The sequence below is a fragment of the Candidatus Poriferisodalis sp. genome (genome assembly GCF_965204195.1).
Classification (GTDB): Bacteria; Actinomycetota; Acidimicrobiia; order Acidimicrobiales; family Poriferisodalaceae; genus Poriferisodalis.
On the sequence record NZ_OZ241975.1, the window covers coordinates 1,016,443 to 1,041,436 of the forward strand.

Annotated in this window: 23 protein-coding genes; 15 read left to right on the plus strand and 8 right to left on the minus strand. The window is 68.2% G+C overall.

Annotated features, from left to right (window positions below; translation table 11 throughout):
- The first annotated feature begins 63 nt into the window (after positions 1-63).
- Positions 64-1,866 (plus strand): lipase family protein, encoded by a 1,803-nt coding sequence (locus ACOGI8_RS04520; protein ID WP_419855698.1) that lies wholly within the window; start codon positions 64-66, stop codon positions 1,864-1,866.
- Here the strand turns inward: ACOGI8_RS04520 and ACOGI8_RS04525 are convergent.
- Entirely contained in the window at positions 1,863-3,158 is a 1,296-nt protein-coding gene (locus ACOGI8_RS04525) for a M18 family aminopeptidase (protein WP_419855699.1), read from the minus strand. The two genes, ACOGI8_RS04520 and ACOGI8_RS04525, sit on opposite strands and share 4 nt — an antisense overlap.
- Positions 3,159-3,165: 7 nt before the next feature.
- Positions 3,166-4,002: an LLM class F420-dependent oxidoreductase gene (locus tag ACOGI8_RS04530; RefSeq protein WP_419855700.1), complete on the minus strand. Its 837-nt coding sequence runs from the start codon at positions 4,000-4,002 to the stop codon at positions 3,166-3,168.
- Positions 4,003-4,057: 55 nt separating this feature from the next.
- Between ACOGI8_RS04530 and ACOGI8_RS04535 the strand changes: the two genes are divergently transcribed.
- Positions 4,058-4,840, plus strand: a complete 783-nt coding sequence (locus ACOGI8_RS04535) for a hypothetical protein (RefSeq protein WP_419855701.1) — start codon at positions 4,058-4,060, stop codon at positions 4,838-4,840.
- Between the two features lie 29 nt (positions 4,841-4,869).
- The gene (locus ACOGI8_RS04540; protein WP_419855702.1) at positions 4,870-6,585 is read left to right on the plus strand and encodes a SulP family inorganic anion transporter; all 1,716 of its coding nucleotides are present in this window, start codon (positions 4,870-4,872) and stop codon (positions 6,583-6,585) included.
- Here the strand turns inward: ACOGI8_RS04540 and ACOGI8_RS04545 are convergent.
- Positions 6,582-7,313: a DNA alkylation repair protein gene (locus tag ACOGI8_RS04545; RefSeq protein WP_419855703.1), complete on the minus strand. Its 732-nt coding sequence runs from the start codon at positions 7,311-7,313 to the stop codon at positions 6,582-6,584. The two genes, ACOGI8_RS04540 and ACOGI8_RS04545, sit on opposite strands and share 4 nt — an antisense overlap.
- Positions 7,314-7,468: 155 nt before the next feature.
- Here ACOGI8_RS04545 and ACOGI8_RS04550 point away from each other — a divergent pair, with 155 nt between their 5' ends.
- A complete protein-coding gene (locus ACOGI8_RS04550; RefSeq protein WP_419855704.1) occupies positions 7,469-8,266 on the plus strand; it encodes a rhomboid family intramembrane serine protease in 798 nt (265 codons plus the stop codon).
- Between the two features lie 25 nt (positions 8,267-8,291).
- Here the strand turns inward: ACOGI8_RS04550 and ACOGI8_RS04555 are convergent, their stop codons facing one another.
- Positions 8,292-9,206 carry an EamA family transporter gene (locus ACOGI8_RS04555; protein ID WP_419855705.1) on the minus strand — a complete coding sequence of 305 codons (915 nt, stop codon included), beginning with the start codon at positions 9,204-9,206 and terminating at the stop codon, positions 8,292-8,294.
- A gap of 140 nt (positions 9,207-9,346) precedes the next feature.
- Between ACOGI8_RS04555 and ACOGI8_RS04560 the strand changes: the two genes are divergently transcribed.
- The 7 genes from ACOGI8_RS04560 to ACOGI8_RS04590 all read left to right on the plus strand — a co-directional run bounded on the left by ACOGI8_RS04560 (position 9,347) and on the right by ACOGI8_RS04590 (position 17,692).
- Positions 9,347-10,600, plus strand: coding sequence for a branched-chain amino acid ABC transporter substrate-binding protein (locus ACOGI8_RS04560; protein WP_419855706.1), 1,254 nt, complete (start codon positions 9,347-9,349; stop codon positions 10,598-10,600).
- A gap of 109 nt (positions 10,601-10,709) precedes the next feature.
- On the plus strand, positions 10,710-11,855 hold the full coding sequence (locus tag ACOGI8_RS04565) for a branched-chain amino acid ABC transporter permease (protein ID WP_419855707.1): 1,146 nt from the start codon (positions 10,710-10,712) through the stop codon (positions 11,853-11,855).
- The gene (locus ACOGI8_RS04570; protein ID WP_419855708.1) at positions 11,852-13,735 is read left to right on the plus strand and encodes a branched-chain amino acid ABC transporter permease; all 1,884 of its coding nucleotides are present in this window, start codon (positions 11,852-11,854) and stop codon (positions 13,733-13,735) included. The genes ACOGI8_RS04565 and ACOGI8_RS04570 overlap by 4 nt, the downstream gene beginning before the upstream one ends.
- Positions 13,732-14,532, plus strand: coding sequence for an ABC transporter ATP-binding protein (locus ACOGI8_RS04575; RefSeq protein WP_419855709.1), 801 nt, complete (start codon positions 13,732-13,734; stop codon positions 14,530-14,532). The genes ACOGI8_RS04570 and ACOGI8_RS04575 overlap by 4 nt, the downstream gene beginning before the upstream one ends.
- A 58-nt stretch (positions 14,533-14,590) precedes the next feature.
- A complete protein-coding gene (locus ACOGI8_RS04580) occupies positions 14,591-15,913 on the plus strand; it encodes a branched-chain amino acid ABC transporter substrate-binding protein (protein ID WP_419855710.1) in 1,323 nt (440 codons plus the stop codon).
- 50 nt (positions 15,914-15,963) lie between these two features.
- Positions 15,964-16,785 (plus strand): ABC transporter ATP-binding protein, encoded by an 822-nt coding sequence (locus ACOGI8_RS04585; RefSeq protein ID WP_419855711.1) that lies wholly within the window; start codon positions 15,964-15,966, stop codon positions 16,783-16,785.
- A gap of 25 nt (positions 16,786-16,810) precedes the next feature.
- A complete protein-coding gene (locus ACOGI8_RS04590) occupies positions 16,811-17,692 on the plus strand; it encodes a DUF1932 domain-containing protein (protein ID WP_419855712.1) in 882 nt (293 codons plus the stop codon).
- Here the strand turns inward: ACOGI8_RS04590 and ACOGI8_RS04595 are convergent.
- Positions 17,689-18,585, minus strand: a complete 897-nt coding sequence (locus ACOGI8_RS04595; protein WP_419855713.1) for an LLM class flavin-dependent oxidoreductase — start codon at positions 18,583-18,585, stop codon at positions 17,689-17,691. The two genes, ACOGI8_RS04590 and ACOGI8_RS04595, sit on opposite strands and share 4 nt — an antisense overlap.
- A gap of 201 nt (positions 18,586-18,786) precedes the next feature.
- Between ACOGI8_RS04595 and ACOGI8_RS04600 the strand changes: the two genes are divergently transcribed.
- Together ACOGI8_RS04600 and ACOGI8_RS04605 are read left to right on the plus strand one after the other, a co-directional pair.
- Positions 18,787-19,581, plus strand: coding sequence for an SDR family NAD(P)-dependent oxidoreductase (locus ACOGI8_RS04600; RefSeq protein ID WP_419855714.1), 795 nt, complete (start codon positions 18,787-18,789; stop codon positions 19,579-19,581).
- Between the two features lie 8 nt (positions 19,582-19,589).
- Complete coding sequence (locus ACOGI8_RS04605) at positions 19,590-20,165, plus strand: GGDEF domain-containing protein (RefSeq protein ID WP_419855715.1); 576 nt, start codon at positions 19,590-19,592, stop codon at positions 20,163-20,165.
- Positions 20,166-20,208: 43 nt separating this feature from the next.
- Here ACOGI8_RS04605 and ACOGI8_RS04610 read toward each other — a convergent pair whose 3' ends face one another.
- The 3 genes from ACOGI8_RS04610 to ACOGI8_RS04620 all read right to left on the minus strand — a co-directional run bounded on the left by ACOGI8_RS04610 (position 20,209) and on the right by ACOGI8_RS04620 (position 23,287).
- Positions 20,209-20,700, minus strand: coding sequence for a hypothetical protein (locus ACOGI8_RS04610; protein WP_419855716.1), 492 nt, complete (start codon positions 20,698-20,700; stop codon positions 20,209-20,211).
- Between the two features lie 128 nt (positions 20,701-20,828).
- Entirely contained in the window at positions 20,829-21,620 is a 792-nt protein-coding gene (locus tag ACOGI8_RS04615) for a hypothetical protein (protein WP_419855717.1), read from the minus strand.
- A 68-nt stretch (positions 21,621-21,688) separates the two neighbouring features.
- Positions 21,689-23,287 carry an acyl-CoA dehydrogenase family protein gene (locus ACOGI8_RS04620; protein ID WP_419855718.1) on the minus strand — a complete coding sequence of 533 codons (1,599 nt, stop codon included), beginning with the start codon at positions 23,285-23,287 and terminating at the stop codon, positions 21,689-21,691.
- On the opposite strand from ACOGI8_RS04620, the gene ACOGI8_RS04625 reads away from it, so the two are divergent.
- Positions 23,286-23,969, plus strand: coding sequence for a MaoC family dehydratase (locus ACOGI8_RS04625; RefSeq protein WP_419855719.1), 684 nt, complete (start codon positions 23,286-23,288; stop codon positions 23,967-23,969). The two genes, ACOGI8_RS04620 and ACOGI8_RS04625, sit on opposite strands and share 2 nt — an antisense overlap.
- Before the next feature lie 35 nt (positions 23,970-24,004).
- Positions 24,005-24,940 carry an A/G-specific adenine glycosylase gene (locus ACOGI8_RS04630; RefSeq protein WP_419855720.1) on the plus strand — a complete coding sequence of 312 codons (936 nt, stop codon included), beginning with the start codon at positions 24,005-24,007 and terminating at the stop codon, positions 24,938-24,940.
- Positions 24,941-24,994 lie beyond the last annotated feature (54 nt).

Here is a 24,994-nt window from a genome sequence, read left to right on the forward strand (position 1 = left end):
CACCCGACGCCCCTGCTGCGAGGCGTGTCCGGGGGGCAACGGCCCAAGCCGTAGGGTTCGAAGATGAAACGCCTCTTCGGGCCGCTGCTGGCGTTTGCACTCGTCGCTGCCGCGTGCAGTGACAGCGCAACGGACTCATCTCCGGACACCACCGCCACGGCGGCCGTCACCACGACGACCATCAGCGAGACCGCACCCGCCACAACGGCAGCTGCCGTCGCCACTGCCTCGGCGCCGGCCACGACCGAGGCACCTGCTCCAACGACGACCGAGACGCCGCCTGCCGAGCCGGCCGCAGGCGACTTGGTGTCGGCAGAGCCGGTCGATGCCGGAGAGCTGAACGGTTGGCGCATCACGTACCTGTCCACCGGCGTGCGGGGCGACCTGGTGGAGGTGAGCGGACTGGTCTTCGCGCCGCCCGGCATGCCCGCCAACTCGCCCGTCGTCTCGTGGGCCCACGGAACGACGGGCGTGGCGGATGTCTGTGCACCATCGGCGACACATCCGGTCGGTTCTGAGATTCCGATGGCAATCGCCGCCGCAGGCCACATTGTCGCGGCCACCGACTACGAAGGCCTGGGCACGCCGGGCGTCCATCCGTACCTGGTCGGCCCCAGCGAAGGCCGAAGCACCCTCGACATCGTGCGCGCCGTGCGCCAGATGGAGCTGGGCGCCAGCGACCGCTACCTCGTCTGGGGCCTGTCGCAAGGCGGCCACGCCGCATTGTGGGCCGGGCAGCTGGCGGCGTCATACGCACCCGAGCTGGATCTGGCCGGGGTCGTCGCCGCTGCGCCTGCCGCCGACATGAGCGGCTTGATGGACACCGTCGGCACGACGGCGCAGGGCTTCGCCGTCATGGCGGCGTTCGCGATGGCGGCTGCATACGACGATCTCGATCTTGAGGACTACTTCTCTGCCGAGGCAATCGGACAGATGGGGATCGTCGAGGAGGCCTGCCTCGGAGCCGTGTTCGAGGCCTTCTTCGGGCTCGATGACAGCGCGATGCGCAATCCCGACGGCTGGGACGGCATCAAGCCGGTCGGCCCGCTGGCCGAGGTGCTCGCCGCCAATCAGGCCGGCGGAGCGCCGATCGCCGATGTGCCGGTGCTGTTCGTGCAGGGCTGGGCCGATGCCGTCGTGCTGCCCGAGCTGGTCCGTGACCTGCACGGCGTGTACTGCTCGCAGGGCACCCAGGTGACGCTTGAGGTGTATCCCAACGGGGGACACGTCGACACCACGTTCACGTCCATGGAAGACACGCTCGGCTGGGTAGCGGATCGACTCAACGGCGTTGCCGAGCCGCATGGCTGTGACTACGTCGATCCTGATCTGGCTGAGATCGAGGCGGCTGCGCAGACCCCCGCCGCCTTCGCCGGCACGCTGCTCGAAGGGTCAACGCCCGAGGGCATCGACAATCTCTTCAGCGAGACCACGACGCCGATCGCAGAGACCTGCCCCGGCACGGCTGCGTTCGGCGGTGCTGAGCCGACGGCCTATTCGGGATCCGTCTGGGTCCAAGACGCCACGACGGGACCGTTCCTCGACGCCTGGATCGCTCGCTTCGAATCGCCCGAGGTGGCGTCGATGGCGCTTGCCGACTTCCAAGCAGAGCTGATTGCCTGCGGCGAATTCGTGGACCCGGGCACGACGGCGCTGGGATCGTTCAGTCCCGGAGCAGATCCCGGCCTGGGCGACGAGTCGTTCGGCGTCGACTACGCGGGCAACGTGGCCGGCTTCCCGGTCAATCGCTACAGCGCCGTGGTGCGCATTGGCGACACGCTGTACGGCTCGGGCCTTGCGGCCCTGTTCACCGAGCCGGACGTCGCTGCCGTGATGCACACACTCAACGCCATCCTCGGCCTCTAGGGGCCTGCGAGGAAGGCACCGAGTGCGGCAGTGAGCATGGCGGGGTCATCGCTGCCGCCGAGTTCGCGAGCCGAGTGCATCGAGAGCTGGGGCGAGCCCACGTCGACGACGCTCATGCCCAGCCGCGAAGCCGTGATCGGTCCGATGGTCGAGCCGCACGGCAGGTTGCCGCGGTGCGAATAGAGCTGGTGGGGCACACCGGTCGCGTCGCACGCCGCTACGAAGCGGGCGTGCGTGCGCGCATCGGTGGCGTAGCGCACGTTGACGTTGGTCTTGACGACCGGGCCGCCGTTCAGCAGCGGCAGGTGCTGGGGCTCGTGGCGCTCGGGATAGTTCGGATGCACCGCGTGGGCCCCGTCGGCTGAGACGCACAGCGAACGAGTCACCGCCCGCAAGTACTGCTCACGGCTGGCGCCCAGCGCGGCCGCGATGCGCTCGAGGGCATCGGCCAAGATCGGGCTGCCGGCTCCGGTGGCGGAGTCGCTGCCGATCTCCTCATGGTCGAACAGCACGACGACCGCTGCCGCGTCGTCGGGAAGCGAATTCAGGCGGGCCAGCGCTTCGACGGCTGCATGGCACGATGCGAGATTGTCGATGCGACTGGCGGCGTACATCTCCCCGTTTCGTCCCAGCCGGGCCGGCGGCGTGAGGTCGTGCGCCATGACATCCCACGCCAGCACGGCGTGGGGGTCGACCTCAAGCTCGTCCGCCAGAAACTCGCGGAATCCCGCAGAGCTCGGCTCGCCGAGCCCCCACACCGGGGTCATGTGCTGCTGGCGGTCGAGCTTCAGCCCGTCGTTCACGTCGCGGTCGAGGTGGATCGCGAGCTGCGGAACGCGCAGCAGCGCCCGGTCGCAGCGCCACAGCACGGTTCGGGACCCGGCCGCTGGGTCGTCGCCGTCCCCGTGCTGCACCTCGACGCGTCCCGACAGGCCGAGGTCGCGGTCAAGCCACGAATTCAGCAGCACGCCGCCGTACACCTCCACGCCAAGCTGGCGGTAGCCCAGCGTGGCGCTGTCGGGCCGGGGGCGGATGCGCAGGTTGGGGCTGTCGGTGTGCGCGCCGATGACACTGAAGCGCAGCCGCTCAGGGTCGACCTGGGCGCCGGCTCGCACCGCCAGCACGCTGCCACCGTCGCGCACCACGAATCCCTGTGCAATGTCGAGTTCGCTCCATGACTCGCTGCGGCCGGCCTCGACACAGCCGGCCGTCGCCAAGCGTTCGACCGCCGCCGCAGCCGCATGAAACGGCGACGGCGACGCCTCGATGAACTCGAACAGCGAGTCGAGCATGTGGCCCTTACGCGTCGGCGTAGGCGGTGATGATGTCGCGGCTGAAGTCATCGAAGCGGGAACGCGACATCGGATTGGTGATGAGCCGGGTGATGCCGATCGCTGCGTATTTCTCCACCCACTCGGGAGTGGCCATCCCGATTGTCGTGAAGTCGAGTTTGTCGGGGTCGCGCCCTGCCTTCTCCGCGCAGCGCTTCGCATGGTCGAAGAGCATCGCCATCTCGGCGAGGTCGCCTGAGACGGGGAAGAACCCGTCGCCGTGCTCGCCTGCGCGGCGGGCGGCACGCTTGCTGTCGCCGCCCACGATGATCGGGATATGGCCCGACGGCTGGGGGCGGCAGTACACGCGGTCGAATGAAACGTGCTCGCCGTCAAATGAGCAGACGTCCTGCTGCCACAGCGCTCGGTAGGCGTGCAGATGCTCATCAGTGATGTCGCCGCGGTCTGCGAACGGCACGCCCAGCGCATCGAACTCCTCTTCCAGCCATCCGGCGCCCACGCCAAGCAGCACGCGACCCCGTGAGAGGCGATCGAGCGTCGCAACTGCCTTCGCCGTGACGGCGAAGTTGCGCTGCGGCACGATCAGAACGCCCGTGCCCAGCTTGATCTCCGACGTCACTGAGGCCACGAAGGCCATCCACATCAGCGGATCGGGGATGTCGATGTCGTCGCGCTTGCCGGGCATCTTGCCGTCTTCGGCGTACGGGTAGGGCGTCTGGTAGCCCTCCGGTACCACCACATGCTCGACGGTCCAGAGCGATTCGAAGCCCGCTCGCTCCGCCTCCTGCGCATACGCGATGGCCGTCTCACCATCAACCTGCGGACCCGTATTGGCCAGTGTCATGCCGAACTTCACTGTGTATCTCTCCCCACGTCGCCGTAGGTCGTAGTCTGCCCCTATGCGACGCATCTCTGCTCTGTTCGTTGTGCTTGCCCTCGCAGCCGCCGCGTGCGGCGGCGGTGACGATCCGCCTCCCGCCACCGAGGCCGCCGCGCCCACCACCGCTGCGCCGACCACAGTTGCCACTACTGAGGCTCCGCCGCCCACCACCACCGAAGCACCGCCGCCCCCGACCACGGAGGCCCCGCCGCCAACCACAGCGGCCCCGCCTCCCACCACCACTGAGGCTCCGCCTCCCACCACCACCGAAGCCGCCGCGGAGGCCAACGCATTGCCGCCGGCGGTGGAAGGCGCCCTGCTGGAAGGCCAGACACCCGAGGGCTTCGACACCCTGCAGACCGCCACCAACATTCCGCGGGCTGAGACCTGTCCCGGCACACCGGCCTACGGCGGGATCGTGCCGGTGGCGTACTCCGAGTCGGTCTGGGCGGCGGATCCGCTCACGGGTCCGTTCCTCGATGTCTCCATCTCCCGGTTCGAGTCGCCCGACGTGGCTTCGCAAGCCTTCAACAACTACATCGTGGAGGTCATCGCCTGCGGTGAGTTCCCCGAGCCGTCCACCGGTGCGGTGGGTGCGTTCAGCGAAGGCGAGAACCCCGGTCTGGGCGACGAATCGTTCGGCACCGACTACACGGCCACCTTCCAGGGGCTGCCGGTCAACCGCTACGGCGTGTTGGTACGCATCGGCGACTCCATCTACAGCTCGGGTGCCACCCACGTCTTCGTGGATCCCGACAAAGCACTTGTGCTCGCCGCGCTGGACACCTTCCTCGGCCAGTAGCCCAGCGGTCGGCCTGACTCGGCGTTGACATGCCAACGCTGAAGACGCCGACGCTGAACTACAGCGCAGAACAGCTACGCGGGGACGTCTTCGGAGGTCTCACCGCAGCGGTGGTCATGCTGCCGCTCTCGCTGGCTTTCGGCGTGGCTTCGGGCCTCGGTGCCATCGCCGGCCTCTATGGCGCAGTTGCAGTCGGACTGCTCACCGCTCTCGGGGGAGGCACCAAGACACAGATTTCGGGACCGACAGCGCCGCTGTCGGTGGCGATGTCGGTGGTGGTAGTCGACTACGCCGGGGGCGACATCAACAAGGCGCTGGCCATCATGGTGATGGCGGGGGCCCTGCAGATTGTGCTGGGCGCGCTGCGACTGGGCAGCTTCGTGGCCTACACGCCCTACCCCGTCGTTTCGGGGTTCACGTCGGCGGTCGGCGTGATCATCATCGTGGTGCAGCTCATCCCGCTGCTCGGACACGAGGTGGCGCTCGGCGGGGTGGCGGCCTCGATCAGCGCCCTGCCGGATGCCCTCGGGAACATCGACGCCAGCGCCGCCGCGCTCGGCGCCTTGGCGATCGTGATTTGCTTGTTCTGGCCGCGGCCGTTGGCGCGGATCCTGCCTTCTTCCGTGGCTGCCCTTCTGATCGCCACGGTGGTCAGCGTGCTGTGGATCGACGATGTCGCGGTGATCGGCGATGTGCCGTCCGGCCTGCCCGACTTGGTGGTGCCGAGTTTTGACTGGGCCGGCATCGGCGGCGCCTTGCCCCCTGCCATCACGCTCGCCCTGCTCGGCTCCATCAACAGCCTGCTGACGGCGAGGGTTGCCGACTCGATGACCCGCGATTCGCATCACCCCAATCGCGAGCTGATCGGCGTGGGCACCGCCAACTTCCTGTCAGCGTTCATCGGCGCCGTGCCTGGTGCGGGGGCCACGTCGGCCACTGTTGCAAACGTCAAGGCGGGTGGCCGCTCGCGGGTGTCCGGAGCGCTGTGCGCGGTGGTGCTGGGTGCGCTGGTGCTCGGGCTGGGACGGTTCGCGGAGGTCATCCCGCATCCGGTGCTGGCCGGGATTCTCATCAAGATCGGCTTCGACATCATCGACTGGCAATACGTGGTGCGGGTGCGGCGAACGCAATTCGACCAATACGCCGTCATGGGCCTCACCTTGGGCCTGTCGATCGTGTCCGATCTTCTCTTGGCGGTCGGCGCCGGCCTGCTTGCAGCCGCGATGACTGCTTCACGGCAATTCGAGCGTCTTGAGCTCGACAACGTGGTCTCGACCCCGCTGCTCGACATGACGTTCCTGAATGTGCCAGACCCCGACGCCTCCGACGAGGCTGCAGCTCCCGCGGTCCCCAGCTTCGACCTCGATGGTCCCGACCCGTTCGCAGCCCGCACCGGCCTGCTGTCACTGCGTGGCACGTACACGGCAGCCTCGTCGATCAAGCTGTTCAACACGATCAACCACGATGTGGAAGAGCACGAGGTGGTGATCTTCGATTTTGCCGACACGCGCTATATGGATGACAGCGCTGCGTACATGGTCGGCCAGCTCGTCGAAATCGCCGTCGACTCCGGCACCAAGTGCATCGTGATGGGTCTCGAAGGCTCACAGGCGACGAGTGTCAGGGAGCTGAACGTGCTTCGCAGCGTGCCCGTCGATCAATTCGTGGACGATCTTGACGGCGCTCGGATTGTCGCCCGTCTGCTCCTCGACAGCCCCAGCGGCGGCGAGGACGGCGAGGGCTAAGCGCCGGCCTTCGCAGCCGCTTTGGCTGCTGCCTTGGCGGCTCGGCGTGCGGCCATCCTCCTTCGATGTTCCAGCGTGCGATCGACGTAGGGCGCGATGGCAGGCGTCTTGCAGCCCGTCTCCCCGTGGTCGACCTGTACCGGTCCGATGCGGGCGTCCAGCTCGAGCACCGAGCGTCGCAGGCTCTCGTCTCGCAACGCGATTGCGATGAGCACGCCGTTCATCTCGTGACGCACCCGATTCGGCCGCTCGGCGATCTCTGCGTCGATCTGTCTCACCAGGCCACGCAATTCACTGGCGGACCAGATGTCAGCCTGCTCGGCGGTACAGGCCACGATGAACCAGCCCACCGACGCAGGCCACTCCTTGGGCGAATCTCGCCACTCGTCGCTGAGCGCGCGTGCATGTGGCGACTGCGACAGCAGCCCTCCCAACGCTTCGGCGAGGATGTAGTTGTCGACATCACGAAGCCATCGCCGGGCCTGTGTCTTGGTCATCGCGGACGCGTCGGCGACGCGCAGCGCCAGCACCCGGGCATCGTGATTGGCTGAGGTCCACAAGTCTGCCGCGAGCGCATGATCGGTCTTGAGCGGCTTGGCGATACGGCCCAAGTCCTTGTAGCTGACCCCGAACATCGGCTCGGCGGCACCATGACGGGCATACACCTTGCGATTCTGCGCCGTTCCGGCGAGCCGCAACTGCGCCATCACGTCCTGCAGTGTCGACATGGCAACCAAGCCTTCTGATACGTCGCTGCGACTGCACATACTCGAGCATTCGCAAGAGGGCTCGAAACTACAGCGGGTGACAGGTGCCCGCAGGCGCGCGCCGAGGCGGAACGCTGCTGCGGCCGGCATGTGCACAACTCGTAGGGTTCAGGGCCGTGCGTGGACTTGGCTTTCGGCGGGGCGGGCAGCCGCTGGCGACCGTGGCGCTCGCTGCTGTCTCGGTGGTGGTCTTCTTCCTGACCCACGACTTGGTGCGGGTGCTGTCGTTCACCCGCCGTTCCCTGCGTTATTCGGCCCTCGAGGGCTACAGCACGTTCGGTCCCGACATCGCCCTCTTCTACGAGGTCAGGCATCTCCTCACGGGCACGTTCCTGCGAGCGGACTGGTGGCGCATCGTCACGGGCACGTTCCTCCACGCCGATCTGCGTCACTTGGTCTTCAACATGCTGGTGTTGTACCTGCTCGGTCGCAGGCTGGAGCACACGGTGGGTCCCGCCCTGCTGGCGGGCACGTATGTCGCTTCCCTGCTGGGCGGTTCGGCGGGTGCGCTGCTGCACAGCCCTCATGTCGCGGCTGTCGGGGCATCAGGGGCGGTGTACGGCGTCATGGGCGCCGCCTATGTCGTGGAGTACCTGCGGGGCGGCAACCCGTGGCGAGACGGGCTGGGCAGCCTCATCATCATCAACGTCATCATCTCGTTCCTGATTCCGGGCATCTCGATCGGCGGGCACATCGGGGGATTGGTCACCGGCGTGGTGGTCGGCTTCGCGATCGGCGACACCAGCCGGCGGCGGCAGCCGCCGACGCTGGCGGAGCGACTGTCGAACGAGCCCATCGACACGCGGATGCGGCGATCGCCGGTCGTGATCTGGGGGCTGCTGGCGCTCATCGCCGCAGCGGCGTTCGCCGGAGCACTGGCGGCCGCGACCACCTGGCGCAGCCCGCTCTTCTAGCGACGGGTCGGCGACGGCCGGCTGCTCAGGGAACGACGTCGCTCGGTGCCGGGTCCGACTCCCGGTTGATCACGATCGCCGCAATCACCGCCACGATGCCCATCACCTCGCGCACGCTGGGCACCTGCGACAGCCACACGAGCCCTATCAGCGTCGCGGTGACCGGCAGCAGCGCTTGCAGCAGGGCGAACCGCGCCCGTGCGAGCCGCTGCATCACGAGCTGGTCGATGCCGTAGGGGATGACGTTGGACAGCACGCCCGCCGCCACGCCGCCTGCCAGCAGCAGCGGCGCGCCCACCGCGGCGCCCAGCCCGCCGGGGCCCGCAATTCCCACTGGGCTGATCGCGAGGGCCCCGATGAGCATGCCCACACCGAGCCCGTCCACTGCCATCCCGGCGCGAGCGACCCGATGCCCCAGCACGATGTACCCCGCCCACAACGCCCCCGCAATGAGCGAGAACAGCGCCCCGAGCTGGGCCTCGGGCGGCGCGAATCCCGCCAGCGCCACCACCCCGCCGACGGCCAGCGCCAGCGCCCCGCCAGACCGCAGCGTCCGGGCGCCGAATGCGGCCACCGCAATCGGCCCGATGAACTCGATCGCCACCGAGTTCCCCAATGGCACCCGTTCGATCGCCAGGTAGAAGAACAGGTTCATCAACGCCAGCGCCGTCCCGAATGCCGCCGTCCACGCCAGCTCCACCGGGGACCAGTGCCGTCGCCACGACCGGCGCAGCAGCACCACCACCGCTCCGGCACCGGCCACCCGCAGCAGCGCGACGGTGCCCGGCCTCAGTTCAGCGAACAGTTCGACGGCCGTGGCGGCGCCCAGGTACTGCGAAATGGCGCCCACGGTGAACAGCGCCTCCGGCGAGACGCGTCCCGCTCCCCAACTTCGTACGACAGGTGCGCTCAATAGGTACCTTCCCGTGACAGTCGTCATCTAGGGTCAGGGCAAGACGCATACAGCTTGGCGAACCATGCTGGCGCTCGTGCACGATGCAGGTGGCTGCGGCAGCGAGTGACTGGCGCGCGAGGAATCTCGCGGGGCCTCGTCGGGCCAACTCAGGGAGGAACATGCGCATGAACAAGAAACTGCTGACGCTCTTTGCGGCGCTCGTCGCGTTGTCGCTCATTGCTGCTGCATGCGGTGAAGATCGGCCTGAAGCAGGCGCGCTCGGCGTGGTGGAGGTCAATGAGGGCGAGGAGATCCAGATCCGTTCGCTCAACGCCATCACGGGGGATGTGGCCTTCTTGGGGCTGCCCAATCAGCGTGGCGTCGAGCTGGCCATCGAGCACTTCGGCTCGATTCACGGTTTCGGAGTTGACATAGGAACCGGCCTCGACGACTTGTGTTCGGCCGACGGCGGTCAGGCGGCGGCACAGGCGATCGTGGCCGATGACAGCGTCGTGGGAGTCATCGGCACATCCTGCTCGGGAGCGGCCGTCGCAGCGGCACCGCTCGTCACCAATGCAGGCATGGTGATGATCTCGCCGTCGAATACGTCACCTGCTCTGACGTCTGACTTGGCAGGCACAGCAGGCGAGAACTACAGCGTCGGCTACTACCGGACAGCTCACAACGATCTCTACCAAGGCGCCGCCATGGCAGAGTTCGTCTACGAAGAACTGGGCTTGACCAGCGCTGCTGCCATTCACGATGGCGACCCCTACACACAGGGCCTCGCCCAGGCATTTGCAGATGCCTATGAGGAGCTCGGCGGCACCGTCACCGGATTCACGGGTGTCAACAAGGAGGACACCGACATGGTGCCTGTCTTGACCGAGATTGCGGCTGGCGGACCGGACGCGCTGTTCTTCCCGATTTTCCAACCTGCAGGCGATCACGTCGCCGCTCAGGCGTCCGGCGTCGCCGGACTCGAGAACGTGGTGCTGCTCGCAGCTGATGGCTTGCTGACGGACGGATTCTTGGAGCTGTCCCAGACAGCGGGGATGTATTTCTCGGGTCCTGACGTGCGATTCGGCGACAACACCAACGAGAGCACAGGCCGCACCGCGGACGATTTCTTGGCCGAGTACGAGACCCTGTATGGCGGGGCACCCGAAGCCGCTTTCTGGGCACATTCGTACGATGCCACCACGTTGCTGCTTGAGGCCGTCGAGGCGGCCTCCTACGTGGACGGTGACACGCTGGTCATCGACCGTCAAGGCGTTCGGGACTATCTCAACGGCGTCAGCGACTACAGCGGCTTGATCGGGTCCATCAGCTGCGATGAGTTCGGTGACTGTGGCGCGCAGCGGATCACCGTCATCCATCATGAGGATCCGAACGACATCGCTACGAGCAAGGCAAACGTAGTCTTCGAGTACCCCTGATCGTGTCGTGCGGTGACGCTCAGCGGCCCGCGGCGCGGCCCGGTTGGACCGTGTCCGGTCGCACTGCGCCCGTGCGAGGCGTGGGTGGCCGCGCGCTGCCTGGGCCCGGATGAACCAGCCTGACGCAGGCGTCTCGCGCGCTGCACGCACCGGCCGCCGACGCAGTCGCCGTACAAGAGTCGACTGGTTTCTCACGGTCCTGCGGGTGGCGGTGATCGCTGTGGTCGCGGTCGGCGTGCTGGCCTTCATCGCCCAGGAGATCAACCCCGACAACCCGTTTGCCCGCTGGGCAAACCCCGATGCGACCGGGCTGACCGGGGCGCAGTTCCGCGGCTTGGTGATCTCGGGCATCGCCCAAGGATCGATGTACGGGCTGATCGCTCTCGGGTACTCGATGGTCTACGGCGTGCTGGGGTTCATCAACTTCGCCCACGGCGAGGTGTTCATGGTGGGCGCCATGACCGGCATGATCACCTCCAACAAGCTGGCCGACGCCGGCCTGTGGGAGTCGAACTTCGTCGGCTCGCTGGTGTTCATCGTGGTGGTGTCGATCATCGTGTCGTCGCTGACTGCGGTGATCATGGAGCGGGTCGCGTACCGGCCGCTGCGGGGTTCGCCACGGCTCATCCCGTTGATCACCTCGATCGGCGTGTCGTTCTTCCTGCAGAACGCGTCGGTGGTGCTGCTGGGGCCGGCCAGCAAGTCGTACCCCGACGTGCCGGACTGGGTGAAGGCCAAGCACACGTTCCTGCAGATCGAGGGCGCCAAGATCCTGGTGATCGTGGTGGCGGCGTTGTCGATGGCAGCCCTGTGGTACTACGTCGATCGCACCAAGACCGGCAAGGCGATGCGGGCGGTGGCCGAGGACGCCGAGATAGCGGCGCTCATGGGCATCAACGTGAACCGCACCATCGTGAAGGTGTTCGCGGTGGGCGGGGCCATGGCCGGCATGGCGGGGATCCTGTGGGGAATCCTGTTCCGCAGCGTCATCCACACCACCGGTTTCCTGCCGGGCATCAAGGCCTTCAGCGCGGCGGTGGTGGGTGGTATCGGCCACCTCGGCGGTGCGATGGCTGGCGGGCTGTCGATCGGCGTGGCCGAGTCGGTCGGGCCGCTGCTGATCCTGGAGCCGCTGGGGGTCAGCGGGGTGTCGCAGCTGCGCGACGCCGTGGCGTTCTCGATGCTGATCATCGTGCTGCTGGTGAGGCCGGCTGGCCTGTTCGGCGAGCGGCTGCCCGCGGAGGACCGGGCATGAGCCTCACGACGCCATCCGAACCGGGGCCGCCGCCCGAACCAGCGCCTGACCCCGAGGTTGGCCCGGCCGTCGCCAGTCCCGCCGGCCACGCTGCCAACGGCCCAGGCGGCGCGCCGCCGCGCCCGCCGTTCGCCCAAGACTGGCGCCGCATCGCCCGCATGGGCGCCATCGGCGCCTTCGGGCAGATCTTCATCTCGCTGTCCAACATGCCCGTCAAGCTGGACGGCCGGGCGATCATCGAGGGAATCCTCAGCTTGGGCTATCTGTCGCTGGTGGTGCTGCCGCTGGCGGCGGGCAGCCGCGTCGGGCACCAGATCCGGCGCGAGGGCGTACCGTTCCACCGTCCAGGTGCCCACGAGGTCGTCGGCGGGGCCGCATGCGGTGCGCTCGTCGGCGGGGGACTGTCGCTGCTGGCAGTGCTCATCGCCAACTTCGACCTGCGCGAACCGCTGGTCAACTGGAGCCCGATCCTGGCCGACTTGCTGGCGTTCAACCGTGGCACCGCGTTCGCGGTGGTCATCTGGCTTGTCATCGGCGCAGCCGTCGGCGCCGCGGGCGGGCTGCTGCGGGTGGCGCCGCCTCTGGTTCGGCGCGTGCTGTGGACCATGGTGCTCACGCTGTTCGGCGCTGCGGTGCTCGAATCGCTGACCACCGACCTGGCCGAGGGCATGGGCATCGAGGCGCTGATCGACTGGTTCTATGCCCCCCGCGGCGGGCTCACCATCACCGGTGCGATTGCCCTCGCGGCCGGATCGGGAGTGCTGGCGTTCGTGGGCAGGGGCCGCATCAAGGGGGCTAAGGCCCGCATCGACGCGCTCGAAGGCCCCGCCCGCAACCGGGCGCATCTGGGCTTGATCATGGCTACCGCTGCGGTGCTCGTCATTTTGCCGATGTTCGCCGGCAAGCTCACCAACGAGCTGCTCGCCAACGTCGGCCTGTTCGTGCTGCTGGCGCTGGGGCTGAACATCGTGGTCGGCCTCGCCGGCATCCTCGACCTGGGCTACGTGGCGTTCTTTGCCGTGGGCAGCTACAGCGCAGCGGTGCTCACCGCTGCCACATCGCCGAAGATCCACCCGGAGCTGCCATGGTTTGTGGCGCTCATCGGCGTTGTGCTCCTGACCGGGCTGGTGGGGCTGTTCATCGGCGCCCCAGTCATCCGCATGCGTGGCGACTACCTCGCCATCGTCACGCTCGGCTTCGGCGAGATCATCCGCCTGCTGTTCCTGTCGGACTGGCTGTCGGGATGGTTCGGCGGCTCCCAGGGAATCACCAACATCCCTGGTGCGGAGATCTTCGGCCTGGCCGAGGTGGCTGGCACCGATCCGCGCAGCGTCTTCTACCTGGTGCTCGCGTTCTGCGCGATCGCCATCTACGTCTCGTGGCGGTTGGAGCGGTCGCGCATCGGCCGTGCCTGGATGGCGGTGCGCGAGGACGAGACGGTGGCCGAGGCCATGGGCATCAACACCGTCAACGTCAAGCTGCTGGCGTTCGTGGTGGGTGCCGTACTCGGCTCGTTCAGCGGGGCGATCTTCTCGGCGAAGGTCGGCTCGGTGTTCCCCGCCAGCTTCCTGATCCTGGTGTCGATCGTCATCCTGGTGGTGGTCATCTTCGGCGGCATGGGCAACATCGTCGGCGTCATCGCCGGCTCGGCGGTGCTGATCGGCGTGCTCGGCGGCCCCAAGCAGCCGGGCCTGCTGGCGGAGTTCTCCGAGTTCAAGCTGCTCATCTACGGGGCGCTGCTGGTGTGGATGATGCTGGCCCGGCCCGAGGGATTGATCCCCAGCGTGCGCCGCACCCGTGAGCTGCACCAGGAAGAGCTGGCCCAAGACGCCTGGCTGCGAGGCCAGACCGAAGACGACAACGGCGAGGCTCAGTCATGAGCACGGTGGCGCAGCAGCCGATTCTGGAGACGCGTGGCCTCAGCGTGGATTTCGGCGGATTGCATGCGCTCGACGGGTTGGACCTGGCGGTCTACCCGGGCGAGATCGTCTCGGTTATCGGCCCCAACGGCGCGGGCAAGACCACACTGTTCAACGCCATCACCGCCACGGTGGCCGCCAGCGAGGGCGACATCCTCTTCGAGGGCGAGTCGCTCATCGGTCTCGACCCCAACCGGGTCACCTCCCGGGGCATCGCCCGCACCTTCCAGAACGTCCGCCTGTTCGCCAACATGACCGTGCTCGAGAACGTGATGGTGTCCCAGCACTGCCGCACCCGCCAGAGCGTGTTCGGGGCACTGCTGTTCACCAAGGCATTCCGCAACGAAGAGGCCGAGATCACCGAGCGGGGCAAGGAAGTGCTGTCATTCTTCGGTCACCGGCTCGTCGGCTACCGCTTCGACCAGCCCGCCTACACCCTGTCGTATGCCAACCGGCGGCGGCTGGAGATCGCCCGGGCGATGGCCACCCAGCCCAAGCTGATCCTGCTGGACGAGCCGGTAGCCGGCATGAACCCCACCGAATCGGCCGAGCTGACGGGCCTGATCGGGCGGCTTCGCGATGAGTGGGGTTTCGCCATCGTGGTCATCGAGCACGACATGGAAGTGGTGCGCGAAGTCTCCGACCGTGTGGTGGTGCTCGACCACGGCGTGAAGATTGCCGAGGGCGACTACGCCGATGTGTCGACCGATCCGCAGGTCATCGAGGCGTACCTCGGCAGGAGCGCGGCAGGCTCATGAGCGCCGAACGTCCCGATGCTGTCGCCGGTGCCCGTGTGCATCACAGTGCGGTCGCTCGATGAGAACGATGTCGAAACTCCGGGTGCCCCGGCTGACGGTTCTGCTCGCAGTCGTGACTGCCATGGCGTTCGCAGCCGCCGCGTGCAGCGCGGACGCGGACCAAGACGCTGAACTCAACGTCGGCTCTGCCGGCACAGCGGCCGGCGAGAGTTCGCTCGGCGTCGTGGAGGTCCAACAGGGCGATGCCATCCAGATCCGCTCGCTCGAAGCCATCACCGGCGACTATTCGATCGTCGGCCTCGCGATCGACCGCGCTACCGCTATCGCGGTGAACGACTACGGCCAGATCCATGGATTCGATGTTGATCTCGGCGCGAGCCTCGACGACCTGTGCTCGAGCGACGGCGGGCAGGCTGCTGCCCAAGCCATCGTCGCCGACTCCGATGTCGTCGGAGTCATCGGGACGTCGTGTTCGAGCGCGGCCATTGCGGCGGCACCGCTGGTGACGGCTTCCGGCATGGTGATGATCTCCGGAGGTGCTACGTCTCCCGCGCTCACATCGGATCTGGAAGGCAACCCGGGCCCGAACTACAGCCCGGGCTTCTACCGCACCGTCACCAACGACGTGTTCCAGGGCGCGGCGATGGCCAAGTTCGTGCATGACGATCTGGGCTTGAGCACTGCAGCGGCGATCCACGACGGCGACCCCTTCACCCAAGGCCTGGCCCGGGCCTTCGCCGCTGCATTCGAGCGGGAGGGCGGCACGATCACGCGCCTGTCGGCCATCAACAAGGAAGACAGCGACATGGTGCCGGTGCTCACCGAGATCGCCGCAGCTCGTCCCGAGGCGCTGTTCTTGCCCATCTTCCAGCCAGCAGGCGACTTCGTGGCCAACCAGGCACCGGGAGTGCCGGGCCTCGAAGACACCGTGCTGGTTGCGGCTGACAGCCTGCTCAACCTCAATTTCCTGTCCCTGCCGCAATCTCAGGGCATGTTCTTCACGGGTCCTGACCGGCGTTTTGCGGGCAATGTGAACCAGAGCACCGGCAAGACCGCTGACGACTTCGTGGCCGCATACGAGGACCTGTACGGCCACAAGCCCGGCTCGCCTTTCTGGGCGCATGCCTACGACGCCACGACACTGCTGCTGGACGCCATAGCGGCCGCATCGCGGGTGGACGGGGACACCCTCATCATCGATCGGGCAGGCATCCGGGAGCACCTTGACAGCGTGCGGGGCTACGAGGGGCTCATCGGCCGCATCGCCTGCGATTCGTTCGGCGACTGCGGCTCCAACAAGCTCGTCGTCGTTCGCAACATCGGCGGCGAGTCCAATGCCGAAGCCAGCATGGAGAACATCGTGTTCTCCTACGCTCCCTAGAGCATGCAGGGGAACCAACGGTGTGCGCGGCTGCAGTGTCGCCCCGCCCGATGAGCGGCACGACACGCGCGGACGTCCGCGTCGGGAACGCTGCCGCAGGTGCAAGCACGCCGCTGTTGGAGATGCGCAAGGTGAACGTGCACTACGGGGCCGTGCATGCCCTGCGCGATGTGGATCTGTCGATCTACGAGGGTGAGCTGGTGTGCCTGCTGGGCGGCAACGCCAGCGGCAAGTCGACGACGCTCAAGACGCTGCTGGGCATGCTCAAGCCCACCTCGGGCGAGGTGGTGCTCGACGGCGAGGTCGTGAACGAACGCCCGACCAGCTACCGGGTGGCCCGCGGCATCACGATGGTCCCCGAGAACCGGCGCCTGTTCAAGCGGCTCACCGTGCGAGAGAACCTCCAGCTCGGCGCCTATCTCCGCAAGGACAGCGACGCCATCGCAGCAGACATGGAGCGCGTCTACGAGCTGTTCCCTCGCGTCAAGGAGCGGCTCGGCCAGAAGGCGGGCACGCTGTCGGGCGGCGAGCAGCAGATGGTGGCCATCGGCCGGGCGCTCATGTCCCAGCCCCGGGTACTGCTGATGGACGAGCCGTCGATGGGCTTGGCGCCGGCGCTGGTGCAGCAGAACTTCGAGCTGATCTCCCAGATTCACGAGGCCGGTATGACGGTGTTCATGGTGGAGCAGAACGCCAACATGGCCCTCGGCATCGCTGACCGGGGCTGGGTGCTGCAGACAGGCCGTGTCGTGCTCGACGACACGGCCGAGGCCTTGCTGGCGAATCCGGCGCTGCGCACGTCGTACCTAGGCGGCGGTCAGGACGACGGCGACAACGAGGCAGGCGAGAGCCTTGCTGGGGAGTCGTCGTAACAGCGAGCCTGCTAGGACTGGCTGCGTGAGCGAGGCTTCAGCCACCACGACGCCCGACGAAGCCGTGACCGGGGTGCTGCACCCCGGCGACATGGGCGTGACCGTGGCTGCGGCCTGTGCAGGCACGGTGCTGTGGGCCAGCGAAGGTCGATCGGCCGAGACGCGCGAGCGGGCGCACGGTGCCGGCCTCACCGACGTCGGCGACTTGGCATCATTGGTGGCCGCGGCTGACATCGTGATCTCGGTGTGCCCTCCCCATGGCGCGGAAGAGCTGGCTGCCACGGTGGCCGATGCCGGCTTTGCGGGCTGTTACGTGGACGCCAATGCTGTCTCGCCGGCTACTGCCCGGCGCATCGCCGCCCGCTTTGAGCACTTCGTCGACGGCAGCCTGATCGGTCCGCCGGCGCGAGAGCCGGGGACCACCCGGCTGTACCTGGCAGGCCCCGGCGCTGCCCGCGTGGCAGCGAGGTTCGCCGGGTCGTTGCTGGACGCCCGTGTGCTGGACGGCGGCGGAATCGGGGCTGCTTCGGCGCTGAAGATGGCCTACGCGTCGTGGACCAAGGGCACCAACGCGTTGCTCGTCGCGGTCGCAGCGCTGGCCGCTGCCGAAGGCGTGTCGGACGAGCTGACCGCCGAGTGGGGCCTATCCCAATCAGGCCTGTCGCAGCGCCTCACGTATACGGCGATTCGGTCGGCTCCCAAGGCGTGGCGTTGGGTGGGCGAGATGGACGAGATAGCCGACACGTTCGCAGCGGCCGGCCTACCCGACGGCTTCCACCGCGCTGCCAGCGAGGTATTCGCCCGTCTCGGCGAGTTCAAGAACGCCCGCAGCGCCTCCGTCGAGCAGATGCTCGAAGCGCTGCTCGGCACCGGCTCGGAATCTGCCGAAGTCGGCGAGTCGGCCTAGTTCTGCAGCGGCAGGACGGCGCTGGCGACGCCTTCGAGCTCCGCGAACCAATCGTCGGGCTCGCCCACCAGCACAGGCACGAACTTCGACGCGCCCACCTCGATGAAGCGCTGGATCTGGTCGCGCAAGCCGTCCCAGCCGGTCGGGATGATGTCGCCCGGGTCGGCATCAGGCGCCCGCCGCTCGAGGATGGCCTTGTAGCCAGGGCTGATCTCGCCGTGCGTGTAGGGGATGAGCACGCCGAAGTGCTCGGGATCCATCCAGCGTTCGTGCTCGTCGGCGGCCTCGTTCACGATCTTCCAGCCAGCGGCAGCGATGTCGGGGGTGCAGAAAGACGGCAGCCACCCGTCGCCGAAACGCCCGCAGCGGCGCAGCTCCACTTCAGCGGCGCCGCCCAGCCAGATGTCCATCGGCTTCTGCGCCGGCTTCGGCAGCAGCGACACCTCGTCGTAGTGGTACCAATCGCCGTGATGGGTGACGGGCCCGTCTTCCCAGAAGCGCTTCAGCAGCGGCAGGGCCTCGTTGAACATCTTCGCCCGCTGGCGGCGCTCCACGCCGAAGGCCGCCTGCTCGTGCACATCAGCCACTCCCAGCCCGAATGCCGGCAGCAGCCGGCCGTCCGACAGCCGATCGAGGCTGGCCAGCTCCTTGGCCAGCACCGCGAGGTTGCGCCCGGGCAGCACCAGCACCGACATGCCGAATTTCATGTGCTTGGTGCGACCTGCTGCGTATGCGAGTCCCACGATCGGGTCGGGGCATTCGCCGCCGAGCCGTTCGCTCAGCCACAGCGAGTCGAAGCCGTTGTCTTCCAGTGCGTCCACGAAGGGATCGAAGGTGGCGTGGTCGTTGGTGAAGCTGCGTGTGCCCAGCCCGAAGCCGATCCGGATCTTCATGGCTCACACGCTAGGGCACTTAGCCCCCGCTGGCCCGGGCCAGCACCGAGGTCGGGTCGGTGCCCGGGCAGCGCCGACGCCGCGCTCGCCGTGGCGGGGTCGGCGCTGCTGGGTGACTGGTGCCTCGGCATGAACGGCGCTGCTGTGCGTCGTACCCTCGTGCGCTGACGGGCTAGCGCCGGCCGCAACGAAGGACTGTCGATGAGTGAAACCGCAACGAATGGGCAGATCGACCTGACCTCGCCATTCCGGCTCGACGGTCAAGTGTGCTTGGTGACCGGTGCGTCAAGCGGCTTCGGGGTCCGCTTCGCCAGGGTGTTCGCAGCGGCGGGCGCCAAGGTGGCCGTGGCCGCCCGGCGGGCCGACCGGCTGAAGGCGCTGGCTGCCGAGTTGCCCGATGCACTCGCCGTGCGCTGCGATGTGGGCGACGACGACGCCTGCCGAGACCTGGTGGCACAGGTGGTGGATCGCTACGGGAAGGTCGACGTGCTGGTCAACAACGCCGGCGTGAGCGACGCCGTCAACCCCGGCGAGCAGGCCGACGTGGAGAGCTTCCGACACGTGGTCGACATCAATCTGAACGCGTGCTTCCTGCTGGCGGGGCTCGTCGCCGCCGACATCATCGGTCGGGAGGCCACGGGCAGCATCATCAATGTGGCCTCGGTGCACGGTCATGTGGCCTCGGCGCCCAACCTGCAGCCTGCGTACGCGGCGTCCAAGGCGGGCTTGGTGAACCTCACCCGTGATCTCGCCGTGCAGTGGGCGACCCGGGGCGTGCGGGTCAACGCCCTGTGCCCCGGCTACTTCGAGACTGAGCTGACGGCGCCGATGTTCGACGACGATCGCTCAATGGCGTGGATCAGCCGGAACGCCCCGATGCGGCGCCCCGGGCACGAGCACGAGCTGGACGGGGCGCTGCTGTTCCTGGCCAGCGACGCCAGCAGTTACGTGACCGGCAGCTCGCTGATGGTGGACGGGGGCTGGACCGCCCGGTGAGCCGGCGGGTGGCGTCCGGGCTGCGGGTGGGCGCAGCTGCGCTGGCCGCAGCGCTCGGCGGCGGCTGGTGGCTGGCGTCGGGCCGCTGGCGCCGGACGTGGCGCGCCGACTCGCTGACCGGTGTCGCCACCCGCGACGGCGCGCTGCGCCACCTGCATGCCGAGCTGGTGCGCTCAGCACGCACTGGCCGGATGGTCGGTGTGGCGTTCTGCGACGTCGATGCCTTCAAGCAGGTCAACGATCAGCACGGCCACCTAACCGGCGACTTGGTGCTGGTCACGGTGGCGCAGTGCCTGCGCGATGCGGTCCGGCCGTCTGACGTGGTGGCCCGTGTGGGCGGCGATGAGTTCGTGGTGGTGTGCGGCGGGCTGCGCGGGGCAAGCGACATGGAGATCGTCACCGAGCGTTTGCACGCGTCGCTCACCCAAGCACCTGCGCAGGGCGAGTCGGGCGATCCCTTGGCCGAGATGGGTGTCACCGTCAGCATCGGCAGTGCCACCGGTCGTGGCGGTGAGGTTTCGCCCGGAGCTCTGCTCCACGCGGCTGATCGCTCGATGTACCGCCAGAAGGGTTGGCAGTCCTAGCGGTTGACTGTCCCCGCAGGCCGGCTCAGCCCAAGGCGCTGGTTCAACCCAGCGCCGGCGTGCCTTCGAAGTTGCCTGGGTCGTCGGCTGTGGGCAGCACGGGGCGTGCCCGCCAGTCCATGGCCTCTTCGACGCCGTCGATCACGTCGGACCACTCTTCGGCATTCCAGCCCTGTGCCGCGCCGAGCACGCTGGCGTCCTGGGCGAGGTGCACGATGGCAGGCAGCCGTTCCAGGCCCAGTGATCGAACGAACTCGCGCTCGGGGTCGAGCAGCACGAAGTGTTCGTCGGCGAAACGCCCCAGGAAGCTGCGGGCGCCCTGCGCATCGCTGCACACAACGAATGCGCAGCGCACGTCGGCCTCCTCGTACACCAGGAACAGCCGCGACGCGGTGGGCAGGATCCAGCCGCTCTGGTGCGTGTAGGGGTCGATGACGACTCCCATGAGGTTGAACACCACCAGCCATTCGGCCAGCGTGTGAGTGTGGCCGGAGAGCGTCTCGAGCTTGATGTCGGTGGACGGCGCGTCAAGCACGGCAGGCAAACTAGCGCTCCCGGTGGGCGCGGCCACGGTTCATGCACCGATGCGCCCAGCAGTCACCCGATGGTCGTCCGGCCCGCCTGCGATCGGCTCGCCTGGTGCAACAGCGAGTCTTGTGGCTTTCAGATCGGCGGGCGCAGCAGCTCGGCCGCAAGGGGGCAGTCGGCCCGCTGCCAGCTGGCGGCCGGCTCGATGCCGCCCGGGCCGACGATCTGGCTGAACAGGCCGAGCGGCACGACCTCCTCGTCGCACTCCCACGGCTCGTCGGCAACCGAGGCGGCAGTGGCGTCGAAGAACTGCTGAGGCAGCGCCCGTCCCCATCCGACGACGCACCAGACTTCGGTGCTCGAGGTGTACCCGACTGCAGCAGCGGCATGGGAGCCACCCGCTGCGATCACCGCATCAGGCCCAGCGGCGGCAGCTTCCACCAGGATCACATCTGCGTTCGAGCACGCCGCCGCCAGGCCGGCGAGCGGCACGTCGGTCACCTCGCAGCCGTTGCCTGCAAGCCTCCGGGCCAGGCCCGCCCCCTCGCCGTAGGCATCGATGATCCGCACGTCGATGTCGGAGCGGCGTCCCAGGCCGTCGGCTGCTATGTCGGGCCAGCCCAGCAGGCACACCGCGGCACCGTCGGGCAATGCATCTGCAGCGTGATCCGCGGTGGCGTCAGAGCGCAGCTCGGTGGAGAACTCGCGCGCAGCCTGGTAGGGCTGCGCCGACGTGCACACCCGGGCCGCCATCGACCACAGCGCACCGGCGATCGGGTACTTGTCGAGGATGCGGCGGCACACCGTGACCAGCTCCAGCGGGTCCGACGCGAGCGCGCCCAGCGCCGATGCGGCCTCGCGTACCAGCACGTCCTGGGACAAGTCGCCCGCACGCGCCACGTAGCGCAGGTGTTCCATCGGGTGCACGCGCCGAAGCTATCCCGTGCCGGCGAACCGATTCGTTGCGTGCGCGAAAGGGCGCTGTGTTGCCCTGCTCAGGCGCTCTGTGTCTGCAGCCGGCGCGCGATCACCTTGAGGCACAGCGTTTCGTCGGCGCCCTCGAAGATCGACAGCACCCGGGCGTCCACGAACAGCCGGCTCACCGTGTATTCCTCGGCGAAGCCGAACCCGCCGTGGAGCTGCTGCGCCTCGCGGGTCACCCACTCGGCGGCCTTGCAGACGTATGCCTTGATCATCGACGCCTCGAGCGCGCCGCCGCCCCGAGCCATCATGCGGGCCACCTCGTAGCTGTACTGGCGGGCCGCGGCGATGATCGCCGCCATGCGGCCCAGCTTGGCCTGCGTCAGCTGGTACTCGGCGATCGGCTGGCCGAACACCTTGCGCTCGTCGGCATAGGTGCGGGCCTCGTCGTAGGCCGCCTGCATCACGCCCACCGCCCGGGCCGCCGTCTGCAGCCGCCCGTTCTCGAAGCCGGCCATCTGCAGGTAGAAGCCCTGCCCGATCCCGTCGTCGCCGCCGATGAGGTTCGCTGCAGGCACGAACCAGTCGTCGAAGGCGATCTCGAAGCTGTGCATGCCCCGGTAGCCCAGCGTGGCGATGGCCCGCCCCTCGATGGTGCCGCCCCGCTCGTCGGTGAACTGGAAGTCGTGGCCCTCCGACTGGGGCTTCGGCACGATGAACAGGCTGAGGCCCCGGTGGGCCTTGCGCCGGTCAGGATCGGTGCGGGCCAGCAGCATCAGCACATCGGCCCTGCCGGCGAACGTGCACCACGTCTTGGTGCCCGAGATCAGCCAGCCGCCCTCGGTGGGCGATGCCGACACGACCAGGTTGGCCACGTCACTGCCGTAGTCGGGCTCGGTGACGGCGACCGCCACCATGGTCTCGCCGGTGGCGATCTGGGGGAACCAGTGCTTCTTCTGCTCCTCGGTGCCGCCCCGCTCCAGCGCCCGGGTGAGGATCTCGGGCCGGGTGATGAGCGAGCCGCCCGCACCCAGCGATGCCCGGGACAGCTCCTCGGTGGCGATGACCATGCCGAGGTAGTCGCTCTCGGAGCCGGAGGCGAACCCGCCGTATTCCTCGGGCACCGACAGGCCGAAGCAGCCCAGCTCGGCCAGCCCGCCGATGATGTCTTCGGGGATGTCGGTGTCGCCCCGGTGGATGTGCTCGGCAGCGGGGGCGATCTTGTCCTCGCCGAAGCGGCGGAAGGTGTCCGCCACGAGCTCGAAGTCTTCGTCGAGATGGCTGGGAGCGTCGAGGCCGGCCAGCGTGGCCACGTAGGCCGGGTCGCGGTAGGCGGCGACGAAGTCGCGAGCGCCGTCGAGGGCGCCGGGCGCGAGACCCCACTGGGCCTCTCGGGCGAACAGCCGAGCGTGGAATTCTCCGAGGGCGTCGGCGACGAAACCGCAGGCGAGTCGAGCTTCGGCATCGCCCAGCGCACCCCACGCGACCAGCGAGTCGCAGATGCGCAGCGCCGAGGCCGTGTGGGCCAGGTCGTACAGGAAGCACTGGTGGTCGTCGCCCATGCCGACCGCATGGCTGCACGCACGGCTCAACGCGGCGTTGCCGGTGGCAAGCGCATCGGCCGCCGCCTGCATGTCCGGCTCGGTCACAGCAAGGCCAGCGTCGGCAGTCATGTCGTCCCCGTCGTCGTCACAGCCGCACAGGCTAAAGCCCGCTCCTGCGCGCGGCCCGGGCAGTGACGGGGCTGGGTCCGGTCAGCGAGGACGCTGCGCCGTACGATGGCCCGACCCTTGCACCAGCACCACTGCTCTTGACCACCGCACGGAGGTTCCTGTGACCGTCCATGACCGCCCGTTCGGGCGCTACTTCGAGGACTTCGAGATCGGCGACGTGTACCGGCACTGGCCCGGCAAGACCATCACCGAGGCCGACGATCACCTGTTCTGCATGATCACGATGAACCACCACCCGCTGCACACCAACGAGTGGTTCGCTCAGCATGAGACCGTGCACGGCAAGAACGTGGTGGTGGGCAACCTCGTGTATTCGCTGGTGCTGGGCATGAGCGTGCCCGACGTGAGCGGCGCGGCCATTGCAAACCTCGAGGTCGAGACGCTGACGCACTCCCGTCCGACGTTCCACGGCGACACGATCTACGCCGTCACCAAGGTGCTCGACAAGCGTGAGTCCGGCTCGCGGCCCGACCGGGGCGTGGTGACCGTGGAGACCCGGGCGTTCAACCAGCGCTCCGAAGAGGTGTGCTACTTCCGCCGCAAAGTCATGATCTGGAAGCGGGAAGCTGGGCCCGAGCGCCGCTTCCCCTACAGCGACGAGACGGCCGTCGGCGAAGGCTGATCGCTTGCCCCAGCGACCGCGCCCGGCGATTGCGGATGAGCGTGCCCACTGCCGGGCCGGATTCGCATGGAGCGCCGCTTGCGCGACTTGATGAACGTGACGGGCTCCATGCGCGCCTGAGCCAGTGGTGGGAGGCCGAGCGACGGGACCTGCCGTGGCGGCGCACGCGAGACCCGTGGCTCGTGCTGGTGTCGGAGGTCATGCTGCAGCAGACCCAGGTGGACCGAGTGCTGCCGTACTTCGAGGCGTTCGCTGAGCGCTGGCCGACGCCGCAGCAGTGCGCGGCAGCGGAGCTAGCCGACGTGCTGGCCGCCTGGCAGGGATTGGGCTATCCGCGGCGCGCCCGCAACCTCTGGCGGACAGCGGCGATCATCACCGAACGGCATGGGGGCGGGGTACCCACCGATCTCGACGACTTGCTGGCGCTGCCGGGCGTGGGCCCCTACACCGCCCGGGCAGTGCAGGCGTTCGCCTTCGGCATCGACATCGGTGTGGTGGACACCAACGTGGGCCGCACCCTGGCCCGCTGGACGGGTCGTCGGCTGGCTCCTGCAGAAGCCCAGCGGATTGCCGACGAACGGGTGCCCGCGGGGCAGAGCTGGGCGTGGAACCAGGCGATGATGGACCTCGGGGCCCTGGTGTGCACCAAGCGCGATCCGGGCTGCGGCCGCTGCCCTGTGCAGCCGTGGTGTGCGTGGGCGGGCGAGGTCTTGGGCTCGGAGCATTCAGGTCGACCCGATCCAGCCGACCGCAGCGCCGGGGTCAGTGCGCGGCAGGCGCCGTTCGAGGGCAGCGACCGCCAGGCCAGGGGCCGCCTGCTCGCAGCACTGTCAACCATTGACATTGAGCGTGCAGGCGCCGCTGGCGCCATGGATCTCGAACGTGACGAGGCCCGGGCTCAGCGCCTCGTCGAAGAGCTGATCGCCGAAGGCTTGATCACCGCAGTCGGCGACCGGATCCGCCTCGGCTAAGCGGCCACGCTGTGCTTGATTGGCTCGTGGCTCAAGAAGCCACGCTGTGCTTGT

Excerpts from the sequence above, each read along its gene's own strand:
- ACOGI8_RS04620 (WP_419855718.1), bottom strand. The coding sequence starts at position 23,287 with ATGACTGCCGACGCTGGCCTTGCTGTGACCGAGCCGGACATGCAGGCG.
- ACOGI8_RS04565 (WP_419855707.1), top strand. The coding sequence starts at position 10,710 with ATGAACCAGCCTGACGCAGGCGTCTCGCGCGCTGCACGCACCGGCCGC.
- ACOGI8_RS04560 (WP_419855706.1), top strand. The coding sequence starts at position 9,347 with ATGAACAAGAAACTGCTGACGCTCTTTGCGGCGCTCGTCGCGTTGTCG.
- ACOGI8_RS04595 (WP_419855713.1), bottom strand. The coding sequence starts at position 18,585 with ATGAAGATCCGGATCGGCTTCGGGCTGGGCACACGCAGCTTCACCAAC.
- ACOGI8_RS04575 (WP_419855709.1), top strand. The coding sequence starts at position 13,732 with ATGAGCACGGTGGCGCAGCAGCCGATTCTGGAGACGCGTGGCCTCAGC.
- ACOGI8_RS04580 (WP_419855710.1), top strand. The coding sequence starts at position 14,591 with ATGAGAACGATGTCGAAACTCCGGGTGCCCCGGCTGACGGTTCTGCTC.
- ACOGI8_RS04540 (WP_419855702.1), top strand. The coding sequence starts at position 4,870 with ATGCCAACGCTGAAGACGCCGACGCTGAACTACAGCGCAGAACAGCTA.
- ACOGI8_RS04630 (WP_419855720.1), top strand. The coding sequence starts at position 24,005 with ATGAGCGTGCCCACTGCCGGGCCGGATTCGCATGGAGCGCCGCTTGCG.
- ACOGI8_RS04570 (WP_419855708.1), top strand. The coding sequence starts at position 11,852 with ATGAGCCTCACGACGCCATCCGAACCGGGGCCGCCGCCCGAACCAGCG.
- ACOGI8_RS04600 (WP_419855714.1), top strand. The coding sequence starts at position 18,787 with ATGAGTGAAACCGCAACGAATGGGCAGATCGACCTGACCTCGCCATTC.
- ACOGI8_RS04535 (WP_419855701.1), top strand. The coding sequence starts at position 4,058 with ATGCGACGCATCTCTGCTCTGTTCGTTGTGCTTGCCCTCGCAGCCGCC.
- ACOGI8_RS04530 (WP_419855700.1), bottom strand. The coding sequence starts at position 4,002 with ATGACACTGGCCAATACGGGTCCGCAGGTTGATGGTGAGACGGCCATC.
- ACOGI8_RS04525 (WP_419855699.1), bottom strand. The coding sequence starts at position 3,158 with ATGCTCGACTCGCTGTTCGAGTTCATCGAGGCGTCGCCGTCGCCGTTT.
- ACOGI8_RS04625 (WP_419855719.1), top strand. The coding sequence starts at position 23,286 with ATGTCGTCCCCGTCGTCGTCACAGCCGCACAGGCTAAAGCCCGCTCCT.
- ACOGI8_RS04520 (WP_419855698.1), top strand. The coding sequence starts at position 64 with ATGAAACGCCTCTTCGGGCCGCTGCTGGCGTTTGCACTCGTCGCTGCC.
- ACOGI8_RS04585 (WP_419855711.1), top strand. The coding sequence starts at position 15,964 with ATGAGCGGCACGACACGCGCGGACGTCCGCGTCGGGAACGCTGCCGCA.
- ACOGI8_RS04545 (WP_419855703.1), bottom strand. The coding sequence starts at position 7,313 with ATGTCGACACTGCAGGACGTGATGGCGCAGTTGCGGCTCGCCGGAACG.
- ACOGI8_RS04555 (WP_419855705.1), bottom strand. The coding sequence starts at position 9,206 with ATGACGACTGTCACGGGAAGGTACCTATTGAGCGCACCTGTCGTACGA.